We start from the raw sequence: 11,948 nt of genomic DNA, 5'->3' as shown, positions 1-11,948 counted from the left end.
TCGCGCAGAGTTGTGCATGTGTACCTGGGTTGAAAATATTCCTTTCGTACAAATGGTTTTGATGCCGCTTCGACTCGTTTTGACTCGCTTTGACTCTGTCCGCGCTGAATACGCGGTGAATACGCGCCCATCTCCTGGATTAAAAAGATAAAGCATGAAATCGGCAAAATCATGGTGGCTGGCCGGCGTAGTAGCCGCGGTAGCAGGTTTGTACATCGTTGGCACTCAATTGGGTGTGTTTGGCCAGAGCGGCAAGAAAACCGCCGACGCGGAAAAAGCGGTGCCGGTCAAAGTTGTGCTGGCAGAGCGCAAAAACGTGCGCAGTTATCTGGACAGCGCGGCCACCGTCCAGGCGCTGAATACTGTGCTAGTGCATGCGCGGGTTGATGCGCAAATCAACAAAGTGCTGTTCCAGGAAGGCAGTAACGTCAAACGCGGGGAGGTTCTGATCGAACTCGACCGCCAGCCTTTTGAAGTGCAACTGCGCGCGGCCCAGGCCCAGAAGCAGAAAGACAGCGCCCAATTCGCCAACACCAAACATGACCTGGAACGCTACGAATTCCTGGAGCAGCGCGATTCCGGCACCAGGCAAATTCTCGACACCACCCGCGCCTTGCTCGAACAACAGCGCGCCACCCTCAGCGGCGATCAGGCGCAAATCGACATGGCGCAGCTGCAACTGGGCTACACCACCATCCGCACCCCTATCGATGGGCGTCTTGGCGCCAGGCTGGTAGACGCCGGCAATCTGGTGCACGCTAACGATACGAATGGCCTGGTGGTGGTGAGCCAGATCCAGCCGATTGCCGTGGTCTTCTCGCTGCCTCAGGTGTTGCTGCCGGTTCTGCGCCAGCAGCAGGAGAACCAGCACCAGCGCCAAGCCCTGCGCGTGATGGCCTTGGCGGAAGACGGCAAAGCTGTGCTGGACGAAGGAGAACTTACTCTTATCGAGAGCCAGATCGACGCCGCTACCGGCACCATCCGCTGCAAGGCGATCTTCAAGAATGCGCGGGAAAATCTGTGGCCAGGCGCGTTCACAGCGGTACGTGTAGTGTTGAACGAACTGCCGGATGCAGTATCGGTTCCCTCCACCGCGATCCAGACCGGAGCGCAACATCCTTTTGTGTATGTGGTGACGTCCAAAAATGTGGCTGAACCAAGAGAGGTGACGGTCGGCCCGGTAGCGGATAGCCGCACTGTGATTCTGGCTGGACTCGCTGGCGGCGAACGGGTCGTGGTGGAGGGACAGTTCCAGCTCCAGGCGGGCGCGCGAGTTGAAGTCAAGGACGCTGCGACTACGGTGTCGTCGATCAAATCTGAGCGATCAAATCTGAAATAAACAAACACTAATCTGGACTGAGATCTTGAACCTTTCCGCATGGTTTATCCGGCGCCCGGTAGCGACATTCTTGCTGATGCTCGGGCTGATGTTCATCGGCGTCGCCAGTTACACGCAATTGCCGATTGCCGGCGTGCCTCAAGTCGATATCCCGACGATTTCGGTGAATACCGATTTGCCCGGCGCCAGCGCGGAAACCGTTGCATCCTCGATTACTTCGCCGCTAGAGCGAGCGCTGGCGATCCTGCCCGGCGTCACTTCCCTGACTTCGACCAGCTCGCTCGGCGCCAGTTCGATCAGCGTGCAGTTCGATCTGGCGCGCAGCGTGGATGCCGCGGCGCTGGACGTGCAAAGCGCGATTAATGCAGCGCTGGGTGATCTGCCCAAGAATCTGCCGCACCCGCCGACCTTCGAGAAAAAGAATCCCTCGGACGCCTTGCTGATGACGATTGCCGTGTATGCCGACAACATGCCGATCGGCCAGGTCGACGACTATGTCGAGAATTTCCTGACGCCTGAGATCGCGCGCGTGCGCGGGGTAGGCGCGATCGATTATCACGGCCGCCAGAAACCCGCGGTGCGGATTCAAATGGATCCGAACCGGGTGGCGACCATGGGCCTGACGCTTGAAGACGTGCGTCAGCGGATTACCGAAGCGACTGCCAACGGCCCGAAAGGGACCTTGAGCGGCAGCCGGCAGTCCGTCACGCTGGACACCAACGATCAGCTCAGCGATGCGGCGCAATATGGCGCGATTGCCCTGGCTTCGCGCAACGGTGCGACGGTCAAAGTGCGCGACGCCGGCACCGTGCTGACCAGCGTCGAAGATGTCAAGCAAAGCGCCTGGCTAGGCCAGCATCAAGCGGTATTGATCGATGTGCACAAGCAGATCGGCTTCAACGTTAACGCCACCGTCGCCAAAATCAAAGAGGTGTTGCCCACGCTTGAGCGCAATCTGCCGCCTTCGCTGCATCTGGTGCTGCTGGGCGATCGCACCCAAACCATACGTTCATCCGTCAGCGATGTGCAATTCACGCTCATCCTGACTTGCCTGCTGGTGGTGTTCGTGGTCTATCTTTTCCTCGGCAGCGTGCGCGCAACCTTGATTCCTGCGATCGTCATTCCGCTGTCGCTGTTCGGCACCATGGCGGCCATGTACGGGCTGGGCTACACGCTCGACAACGTGTCTCTGATGGCGCTCACCATTTCCATCGGCTTTGTGGTGGACGATGCGATCGTGATGCTGGAAAATATTCTGCGGCATGTGGAAGAGGGCATGGATCCCCAACAAGCAGCGTTCACGGGATCGCGTGAAATCGGCTTCACGATTTTTTCAATGACGATCTCCCTGGTGGCGGTATTCATACCGCTGCTGTTCATGGGCGGCGTCGTCGGCCGCCTGTTCCGCGAATTTGCCGACACCGCCGCGATTGCCATCCTGATTTCCGGCGTGGTGTCGTTGACCTTGACGCCGGTGCTGTGCGCCCGCTTCCTGACAGTGCAGGGAGTGCACCGCGGCTGGTTCCATCAGCGCTGCGAGCATTTTCTGGAGCGCATGCGCCAGGGCTACGCTCGCGGTCTGCGGGCGGTGCTGCGGCACCAGCGGCTAACCTTAGGCGTGATGCTGGCGACGCTGGTGGTGACGCTTGGCATCTATGTCTACATTCCCAAGGGTTTTTTCCCGCAGCAGGATAACGGCTTGATCGCCGGCGTCACCGAAGCCTCGCCGGATATCTCCTACGCTGCGATGTTGCGCCAGATGCAATCGCTGGCGCAGCTGGTCCGGCAAGATCAAGATATCCAAAGCGTTTATTTCTGGATCGAAGGCGATCCCTCGCTCAATGTCGGCCGCTTGCTGATTGACCTGAAGCCGTTTGAACAGCGCCAGGCCTCGGTATACGAAGTCATCGATCGCATCAATAAACGGGTCAAGAATATCCCGGAAATCACGCTGCATATGCAAGCCCGCCAGGATTTGCAGATTGGCGCGCGCGTCAGCAAGACGCAATTCCAGTACACCCTGCGCGACGCCAACCTGGCGGAGCTGCAGCTATGGACGCCGCGCATGCTGGCGGCGCTGCGCACCGTTCCGCAGATTCGCGACGTCGAGGGCGATACCGAACCGACCGCGCCGCGTTTGCAGATTGCCTTGGATAGAGAGGCGATGGCGCGCCTGGGTGTCAGCACCCAGGCCGTGGACGACACGCTGTATGACGCTTTCGGCCAGCGCCAGGTGGCGAGTTTTTACACCCAGGTCAATGTCTACCGGGTGATCCTGGAAGTCGATCCGCGTTTCCAGCTCGACGAAGGCGCGCTGGCGCGTATCTACGTGCCGTCGAAGAGCGGCGTACCGGTGCTGCTGAGCGCTATCAGCAAGTTCGAGCACTCATCAGCGCCGCTGACAGTCAACCATGACGGCCAGTTTCCGGCGGCAACCTTGTCGTTCAACCTGGCGCCAGGACAAGCGCTTGGCGACGCCATCGACGCCATCAATGCGAAAGAGCGCTCGATTGCCAAACCTGCCGGCCTGACATCGATTTTTGCAGGCAGCGCGCAAGCTTTTCAAGAGTCGCTGGCCAATCAGCCTTTCCTGATCCTGGCGGCGTTGCTGGCAATCTTTATCGTTCTCGGCATGCTGTACGAAAGCTCTATCCACCCGATTACCATCATGTCGACCCTGCCGTCGGCCGGGATCGGCGGTTTGCTGGCCCTGATACTGCTGCACTACGACTTCTCTCTGGTGGCGCTGATCGGTATCATGCTGCTGATCGGCATCGTTAAAAAGAATGGGATCATGATGGTTGACGTCGCCATCGTTGAAGAAGCCGGCGGCCTGGCGCCGGAAGAGGCGATCTATCGCGCCTGCCTGTTGCGCTTCCGGCCGATCATGATGACCACCATGGTGGCGCTGCTGGGCGCCTTGCCGCTGGCGCTGGGCGCGGGCGCGGGATCGGAGTTGCGGCGGCCGCTGGGTATCGCCATGGTTGGCGGCTTGCTGCTATCGCAAGTGTTAACCTTGTACACGACGCCCGTGGTGTATTTATACATGGACCGGCTGGTGCAGCGACTACGCCGCACGCGTGCCGAGACGCCGCCTGAAGCAATCTGACCTGAATATTTCCAATTTAAAGTGGCTCGGCAAGTCTCAGTAAGTAAGTGGTAAGAGCTTATGGCCGAACATGCTTCTCTGCAGCAGATTATTCATTCAATCATTTTGCGGAGTCGACATGCACCAATTTAAATTTTCCTACCGGCTGGCTCTCGCGGCCGCAATCGGCATGGCGCTTGGCGCCGTGACAACTCTGTGCTGCGCCGAAACGGCAGTTGTGGAAGAAGCGCATCCGGTCGACGCCAGCCAATGGGGCCTGGGCGTTGGCGTCAGTTCTGAAAGCAGGCCTTACCGCGGAGTCAGCAATCACACCAGGGTCTTGCCGCTGGTATTGTATGAAAGCCGCTGGATTCATTTCTTCGGGAATACCATCGATTTCAAACTGGCGACAGTCGACCAATTCAGTTTTACATTACGTGCCAAATATGCCTTGGGCGACGGCTACAAGAGCAGCGATTCACCGACGTTGCGGGGCATGGATGAGCGCAAGGGGAGCATCTGGGGCGGCGCAACCGCCAGCTGGGATAACCCCTACGCCAGGTTATCGTTGGAATGGCTCACCGCCGGCAGCACCAAGGGTAATACCGTGCAGCTTGGTATCGAACATGGGTTTGCGATGGGCAGGTTTAAACTGACGCCGCATCTGAGCGCAACCTGGATGGATAGCAAATATGTGGGCTATTACTACGGCGTCAAACCAAACGAAGTCATCGCCGGCCGCGCAGCTTATACTGGAAAATCGACCAGCAACATCGCGTTTGGCGTGCGTGCGGACTATGCTCTGACGCCCAATCAATTGATCTTTCTCGACGTTGGCGATCTTCAGCGCGGCACCGGGATCAAAGATAGTCCCTTGGTTGACAAGTCGTCGGCACTGACCGCTCGGGTGGGTTACTTGTACAAATTTTAAGTGATGAATCAATCATGAACCGAGTCGGTCTGTTGGAAGATCATGAGCGCATGGCGCATCTGATTCGCGTGGCGCTGGCGGCAGCGGGCATCGAAGTCGATATCTATGGCCGTATCGACCACGCAGCCGATGGCTTTGCCAATGTTCCCTACGCCGTGCTGGTGATCGACCGTGGCTTGCCAGACGGCGACGGCCTTGATTTACTACGCCGGCTGCGGGCCAAAGGCGTACTGGCGCCATGCCTGATGCTGACCGCTCTCGACGCCTTGCACGATCGTGTCACCGGATTGGAAGCCGGCGCCGACGACTACCTGCCCAAGCCATTTTCGATGGAGGAGCTGGTCGCCAGGATACGCGCCTTGATGCGGCGTCCACCGCAGTTGCAAAGCCTGGTTCCCGAATATCTGGACGTACAGGTATTTCCCGAATCCAGTTGCATGCGCAGCGGCGCCGACACGGTATCGCTGGCACCTTCCGAACTACAGCTAATGCTGAGCCTGGTCCGCGCCGGCGGCCAGCCGGTGCGCCGCACCGCCCTCGAAATGGCCGCCTGGGGCATCGGCGATGCGGTGACGCCAAATGCGCTCGACGTAGCTTTGCATCGCCTGCGGCGCAAGCTGCTTGCAATCGACTCTGGCGTCGAGATTGCCAACATCAGGGGCTACGGCTTTGCCCTTCATGAGGCGCCAGATGCGGCCTAGCTTAGCGACCAGGTTAATCGTCTCTACCGCCGCCACGCTGCTGATCATCAGCGCCGTGGTTTTCGCGGCTCTGGCCGCGGTGCTGCAGTGGGGGCCGCAAATGCTGCTCAGGCAAGAGTTGCGCAGCAATGCCGAGCACCTGGTAACTGGCATGCGTTTCGACTCTGCTGGAAGGTTTGCGGGCGTTGTGCTGTCTGCGCGCAACCAATATATCTACGACGCCTTGAAATCGGATGCGATTTACTGTGTATTGGATCGGCAAGGAGCGCTGCTGACGTCTTCCGATGGCGCCAAGACACCATTGCTCCCGCTCAACACTCGTTTCGCTCCTGATGATTCTGGCATTGCCGATTTCACGCTCGTTCGCGCTGGCGCCACGCTGCACGTATTTACCAAGCGTGTCGCGCACGAAAGGCAAAATTTTTATATTCAGATAGCGCGCAGCGAGCGATTACAGGCCGCGCTGCTCAGCAATGACAGCGCAAACTTCAGAGCTGCCATCATCGCTGCAGTACTGATTGCCATGCTGGTATTTACCATCGTTGTCTGGATTACCTTCAATCGGGCGCTGCGGCCGCTGCGCAATGTATCGGAAGCGGCAAGCCGGATTGAATCGAATAACCTGGATGCGCGCTTGTCCACGGCGGACATGCCTAAGGAACTTGTGCCGCTGATGGATGCATTTAATAAAGCGCTGGACCGGCTGGAACTTGGTTATCGGACGCAGCAGGAATTCCTCGCCACGGTAGCGCATGAACTGAAGACTCCGCTGGCATTGATCAGAGGGCAAATAGAACTCGATGGACTGGCCGATCGCGATTTGTTGTTGAAGGATGTCGACCGCATGGCGCGCCAGGTACACCAGCTATTGCATTTGGCAGAAGTGAGCGATCGGAAGAATTTCCTGTTTGAAGAAATGAACGCGACGGCAGTGATCCAGGACGTAGCCGAACATTTGACGCGGCTTGCCGAACGGCTTGGCGTCTCGGTGCATCTCGCCTTGCCAAAGCAAAAAATCCTGCTTGATGCAGATGGGGCTGGGTTGTTTGTATTGGTGAAAAATCTATTGGAAAACGCTTTGCATCATTCTCCCCGCGGCAGCGAAGTAGTGATCACCGTTGCTGCCGACCTGATCTCGGTGCGAGATCGCGGACGGGGAATTACGCCGGAGGAGATGCCCATGTTATTCAAGCGTTTCTGGCGCGGCGCGAGTCGGCGCGACGAAGGCGCCGGTTTAGGATTGTCGATCTGTAAGGAGATTGCGCTTGCTCACGGATGGCAGTTGATCGTTAATCAAGACCGGCAGCCAGGAGCCGAATTCATGGTTGCCTTTGCTTGACTGCGCGGCGGTTTTCGAAACGGTCAATTGTCACAATAAAAATTACGCAACTCGCCGGGATTCTTCAATAAGTACTTCCGGATGGCGTATTGCAATATTCAATAATGTCCGCGCGGCCCCGGATGGGGCGCGGCGGCCTTGCTCCCATTCCTGTAATGTCCGGACCGATACGCCCATGAGTGCAGCGAATTGCGATTGCGACTAACCGGACTGCGTGCGTGCCTTGGCAATAGGGGAAACCGCAACGGTTGTCGAGCGCGCAGCTTTGCCTGCCTTCATGTCACTTACCGATTTGAGTAAGTCGGATTGAAATTGATCCAGTTCTTTATCCACGATGAATTTCCTCTCGAAGTTTATTTAAGAAATTGATTGGCAGCTTGTCGAATAAGAAGGGGAGCAAAAAGCAACCTTACTCTAATTTAAAACTACCCATGTTTTTGGGGACGACGTCAATCTGGTCGTTGATCAGTTTCTGTTCTTAAAAACCGTCGTCCAGACGCTTTTGCGCTTTCTGCGGATCGAAGGCGAGGCGGCCTAGTCCTTCATTCTCGGATGCAGGATATAAATAGTCCTTTGTCTTAAATCTGCCGAGATGCGCTGGTCTTTCTATCCTGTGCTTCTATACTGTACCGATATCCAGTCATCTTTCAACCAACAGAAAGGATCGCAAGTCAGCAGTTGAAATAGTAAGCGGCAATCGTATTTTACGAGTCCGTGCAAGATCGGCAGGCATGAGAAGAAGCGCGGGCCAGGGATGCTACGAACATCCAAGACCCGCTAACCACAAGTAACTTACCAGGAGTTAAGTATGGCTAAGCGCAATGATACGCGAGACAGCAACACATCAACAGTAAACGCAGCACAACGGCTCACAGTATCTTTCTATCAGGACGACAATCCCGAAACACTCTGGATACGCCTGCACGGCAGCGGAGTGGCACAGACCGACTTCAGCCCCAATGCCACCGTACGTGTCAGGGTCATGACTGGGTGTTTGATGATTACCAGTGATTAGGAGCGTCACTGACATCTGCAGCTAAAAAAGACCGTTCCTAACCCCGCGCAATGCCTGGGGTTGGGAGCGGGTTTTATTTATTCAAAGAAAAGCGAAGAGAATAAATTCAACGGCCAGAACTGCGTTTCTTGCAGTACCAGTGACCTGCACCTGTACAACCAGCCGACTATAATCCAGCCCCAATTTGAGAGCGACATAGATTAAATAAACCTGATAGGCCTAAGCTCATCAAGACAGAAAACCAGCTAAATCCGTCAGGTTCTTTATACCAAAACCAAAGAAATAGAAAAACAGCTACCAAAATGGTGGACTTCAACCAATAAAAAAACTTACTACGAAATGAATTCTCTACTTTTCGCCCGAAGAAGAGATATGTCGCAAGTAGTGAAATCAATAAGATCGCTACAATCCCAAATCCAAGACTCATTTTTCGCCCTTCATTAAATTCCAAGTGTTTTTTGCTCCCCACCAAGGATTTGTTGCTGAATCAAATAAAGGATCGATTGATCCACCTAAAGCTGTTCCATTGCCAAAAGATGTACCGACTTGTTTTCCGCCAGAAATACTTCCGGTTTTCGTTACCCAAAGCGTAGCATTCTGCATGAAAGAGCTTGTTTGACCTGACCATGCGGCTAGGTTTTGTCCATAAATACCACCGATAACACCTCCATAAGCCGAACCAATAACTCCCGCTGTAGTAATAGAGTCATGAATTGTTTTTATCGTCTTCGATTGGCTTTTTTGGAGCACTCAACGAACCGACGAAGGCGACGAAGACCGCTAGCAAGCCTATTCCAGCGATGGCCAGAAGGCTGTAAAATTCCAGAGCTCTTTTTAATCCTACGGCAATTGCAAACTCCCAGCCTTTCTCTGTGATCACAAGAATTAGCACTCCAAAGAATATCGATAAAATTGTCACTAAAAAATCACCCAATATTTAAAACGACTTAACCATTGCGCAATTGCCGGCCCGAACAAGCCGCCAAATATCCCTGACCAGAAACCGTCAAACATAATAACCTCCGACTAATGATCGCTAGACTGCTTAACTGCGCCTTGTACTGCACCACCAGCGGCTTTGCCAAACACACCACTATTAATGCGGGTAATAAATCCCGGCAGTGTCGCCCAATTTTTGAAGGTATTTGGTACGCCAGCCCAGCCCAACCAAACATCGCCGTGCTGTACATACCGGTTAAACCACCTACTGCCATTGCTGCACCTAGTCCGGGATAGGAGAAGCGTTGATCAAATCCTGCAGCAACACTTTGACCCTTCATTACTTTGTCATAAAACGCACCACCCGCAGCTCCTCCTGTATAAGACGCTCCGCCAATCGCCATCCCACTCCCCAAAGCCAGGCCCCTCGAATATCCCGCCGCCGCAGCCTTGTAAGCGGCATAGGCATCCATCGCCCCCGCACTCAACGGACCAGCACCCGCAATTGCGCCCGCAATCCCAGCGGCGCCAAGGGTGGCGTCACTTACTCCCTGCCGGATTACCTGATCCCGATTGATGGCCGCCGCAAGGTCTGCGGCTGATGGGGTATTCGTCCCACCAAATCCAGCATACATAGCCGGATTAGCCTTCTGATCTGGTGTCGCATAGAACATATAACCCGGCCCACTAGCGCCATCGGCAGCAAGCATGCCTTTCGCTTGACTTAAAAATGCACTGGCGTCTTGATCCCATGCGCCGGGCGAACCATTCTGTACTTGACGATCTCCCTGCGCAGTCAATTCCTGTACCGCCTGATCATAGTGAATTCCCTTTTGTGTTGCGTAGCGCTCCGCATTATTTTTGATCCATGTTTCTTCTGTTGGACGCAACTGTCGATTGTTGGCACTCACCAAGTCGGACGCTTACTTTTTATTTTTTAGGTTTGCTCAATGAACCTACGAATGCTACAAAGACAGCTAGCAAACCGATTGCTATTGGTGCAAAAATTCCAGCAGGTTTTGATAGCAAATTAATAGACCTTTCAAACGCAACGGTGACACCGTACTCTAAACAATCTTGAATAAAAGAAGCGACATGAACTGTTACTGTAGCCACTACGAAAATTACCCAATACTTAAACCGGATCAACCATTGCGAAATTGCAGGGCCGAACAAACCACCAAATATGCCAGACCAAAAGCCGTCAAACATTATGCCTCCCGATTATTGATTAGCAGACGAATTAATGGCGCCTTGTGTCGCACTGCCAGCAGCTTTGCCAAATACGCCGCTGTTAAAGCGGATTATAAATCCCGGTAGTGTCGCTACGTTTTTAATGGAATTAGGGATGCCCGCCCAACCGAACATGGCAGTACCATACATCCCAGTTAAACCACCTATAGTCGTTGCAGCAGCTAGGCCGGAATAGGAGAAGTGTTGGTTAAAGGCGGTATAGAAATCTTGATCGCTACGCATTCCTGCATATATAGCTGAGCCTGTATAAGACGCTCCACCAACCGCCATTCCCGTTCCCAAAGCCGCCCCCTGAGAATACCCAGCCGCCGCAGCCTTATAAGCTGCATAGGCATCCATCGCCCCCGCACTCAACGGGCCAGCACCCGCAATTGCGCCTGCAATCCCAGCAGCGCCAAGGGTGGCGTCACTTACATCCTGCCGGATTGCCTGATCACGGTTCATCGCGGCGGCGATGTTGCTGGCCGAAGGGGTATTCGTCCCCCCGAATCCCGCATACATAGCCGGATTAGCCTTTTGCTCCGGCGTCGCATAGAACATATAGCCCGGCCCGCTAGCGCCATCGGCTGCCAACAAGCCATGTGCCTGACTTAAAAATGCGCTGGCGTCTTGATCCCATGCACCCGGCGAACCATTCTGTACCTGACGATCCCCCTGCGCCGTCAGCCTCTGCTGCGCCTCGTCAACGGAAATGCCCTTTTGCGTTGCGTAGCGCTCTGCATTATTCTTGATCCAAGTCTTCTCATCCGGATGCAACTGCCGATTGTTAGCGTCGACGGCCAATCCCATCCCCGCACCAGCCGTGCTACCCCCACTCATCAACGCCCCCATGCCTGCCGCAGTCCCAAGCGCAATCGTTTGTGACGTGAGGATTGCAGTAGTCGGATCAACCCCAGCGTTAATCAAGCCGTCACGGACATTGTTTTGCAAGTCGGTGAGTAGTGGAGCCGCGCTGGCCGTTGCACCGGCCCCCAATGCTCCTGCAACGCCGCCACTCAAGGCCCCAGTGGCGGTATGCAAGGCGATCCGATACACGCCGCCTTCATCCCATTTCCTGGCGTCGGCCATCAGCTCGGCCCGTTTATCAAGATCGGGTTCGTTCTTCGCCTGATCGCGCAGATCGCTTGCCCGTCCACCCGCAAAGGTGGCGACTGCTTTCGGTGCTTGCTGGCTGAAGGCTAGCGTGATCTGGGTTTGTGCATCGATATCCTTTTGCACTTTGTCCTGGTCGAAGATTTTACCAATCCCGGTTTCCTTGTCGCCGGTACGGACACTGGTATTACCCGCAATGCCGCTAATCCCGCTCTGGCTGGTGCTGCTGGCGTTGCCGCTGTCGAGACCG

The 11,948-nt window shown here is 55.3% G+C and carries 9 protein-coding genes and 2 pseudogenes; 6 read left to right on the top strand and 5 right to left on the bottom strand.

Annotation, left to right across the window (positions count from 1 at the left end; genetic code table 11):
• Positions 1-154 precede the first annotated feature (154 nt).
• From VNZ60_RS16180 to VNZ60_RS16160, 5 genes are all read left to right on the top strand, one after another.
• On the top strand, positions 155-1,339 hold the full coding sequence (locus VNZ60_RS16180) for an efflux RND transporter periplasmic adaptor subunit (RefSeq protein WP_325660872.1): 1,185 nt from the start codon (positions 155-157) through the stop codon (positions 1,337-1,339).
• Positions 1,340-1,364: 25 nt separating this feature from the next.
• Positions 1,365-4,448: an efflux RND transporter permease subunit gene (locus tag VNZ60_RS16175; protein ID WP_325660870.1), complete on the top strand. Its 3,084-nt coding sequence runs from the start codon at positions 1,365-1,367 to the stop codon at positions 4,446-4,448.
• Between the two features lie 118 nt (positions 4,449-4,566).
• Positions 4,567-5,358 carry a MipA/OmpV family protein gene (locus VNZ60_RS16170; RefSeq protein WP_325660869.1) on the top strand — a complete coding sequence of 264 codons (792 nt, stop codon included), beginning with the start codon at positions 4,567-4,569 and terminating at the stop codon, positions 5,356-5,358.
• 14 nt (positions 5,359-5,372) lie between these two features.
• Positions 5,373-6,059, top strand: coding sequence for a response regulator transcription factor (locus VNZ60_RS16165; protein ID WP_325660867.1), 687 nt, complete (start codon positions 5,373-5,375; stop codon positions 6,057-6,059).
• On the top strand, positions 6,049-7,398 hold the full coding sequence (locus tag VNZ60_RS16160) for a sensor histidine kinase (RefSeq protein WP_325660865.1): 1,350 nt from the start codon (positions 6,049-6,051) through the stop codon (positions 7,396-7,398). The genes VNZ60_RS16165 and VNZ60_RS16160 overlap by 11 nt, the downstream gene beginning before the upstream one ends.
• 42 nt (positions 7,399-7,440) lie before the next feature.
• On the opposite strand, the pseudogene VNZ60_RS16155 reads toward VNZ60_RS16160, so the two are convergent.
• Positions 7,441-7,677, bottom strand: a pseudogene (locus VNZ60_RS16155) (helix-turn-helix domain-containing protein).
• A 529-nt stretch (positions 7,678-8,206) separates the two neighbouring features.
• On the opposite strand from VNZ60_RS16155, the gene VNZ60_RS16150 reads away from it, so the two are divergent.
• Positions 8,207-8,413: a SymE family type I addiction module toxin gene (locus tag VNZ60_RS16150; RefSeq protein ID WP_325660864.1), complete on the top strand. Its 207-nt coding sequence runs from the start codon at positions 8,207-8,209 to the stop codon at positions 8,411-8,413.
• A gap of 423 nt (positions 8,414-8,836) precedes the next feature.
• Here VNZ60_RS16150 and VNZ60_RS16145 read toward each other — a convergent pair whose 3' ends face one another.
• The 4 genes and pseudogenes from VNZ60_RS16145 to VNZ60_RS16130 form a co-directional block, all read right to left on the bottom strand.
• On the bottom strand, positions 8,837-9,163 hold the full coding sequence (locus tag VNZ60_RS16145) for a hypothetical protein (protein ID WP_325660862.1): 327 nt from the start codon (positions 9,161-9,163) through the stop codon (positions 8,837-8,839).
• Positions 9,164-9,360: 197 nt separating this feature from the next.
• Positions 9,361-10,263, bottom strand: a complete 903-nt coding sequence (locus tag VNZ60_RS16140) for a hypothetical protein (protein ID WP_325660861.1) — start codon at positions 10,261-10,263, stop codon at positions 9,361-9,363.
• Positions 10,264-10,282: 19 nt separating this feature from the next.
• Positions 10,283-10,564, bottom strand: coding sequence for a hypothetical protein (locus VNZ60_RS16135; RefSeq protein ID WP_325660859.1), 282 nt, complete (start codon positions 10,562-10,564; stop codon positions 10,283-10,285).
• 12 nt (positions 10,565-10,576) lie between these two features.
• Positions 10,577-11,948: pseudogene (locus tag VNZ60_RS16130) on the bottom strand (hypothetical protein); the annotation flags it as partial.

The organism is Collimonas sp. (assembly GCF_035566375.1).
Classification (GTDB): Bacteria; Pseudomonadota; Gammaproteobacteria; order Burkholderiales; family Burkholderiaceae_D; genus Collimonas.
Note: the sequence above shows the minus strand (reverse complement) of the source record. Positions and strands in the feature narration are given on the sequence as shown.

Coding starts and splice junctions, on each gene's coding strand:
- VNZ60_RS16180 (WP_325660872.1), top strand. CDS start 155: ATGAAATCGGCAAAATCATGGTGGCTGGCCGGCGTAGTAGCCGCGGTA.
- VNZ60_RS16170 (WP_325660869.1), top strand. CDS start 4,567: ATGCACCAATTTAAATTTTCCTACCGGCTGGCTCTCGCGGCCGCAATC.
- VNZ60_RS16165 (WP_325660867.1), top strand. CDS start 5,373: ATGAACCGAGTCGGTCTGTTGGAAGATCATGAGCGCATGGCGCATCTG.
- VNZ60_RS16160 (WP_325660865.1), top strand. CDS start 6,049: ATGCGGCCTAGCTTAGCGACCAGGTTAATCGTCTCTACCGCCGCCACG.
- VNZ60_RS16150 (WP_325660864.1), top strand. CDS start 8,207: ATGGCTAAGCGCAATGATACGCGAGACAGCAACACATCAACAGTAAAC.
- VNZ60_RS16135 (WP_325660859.1), bottom strand. CDS start 10,564: ATGTTTGACGGCTTTTGGTCTGGCATATTTGGTGGTTTGTTCGGCCCT.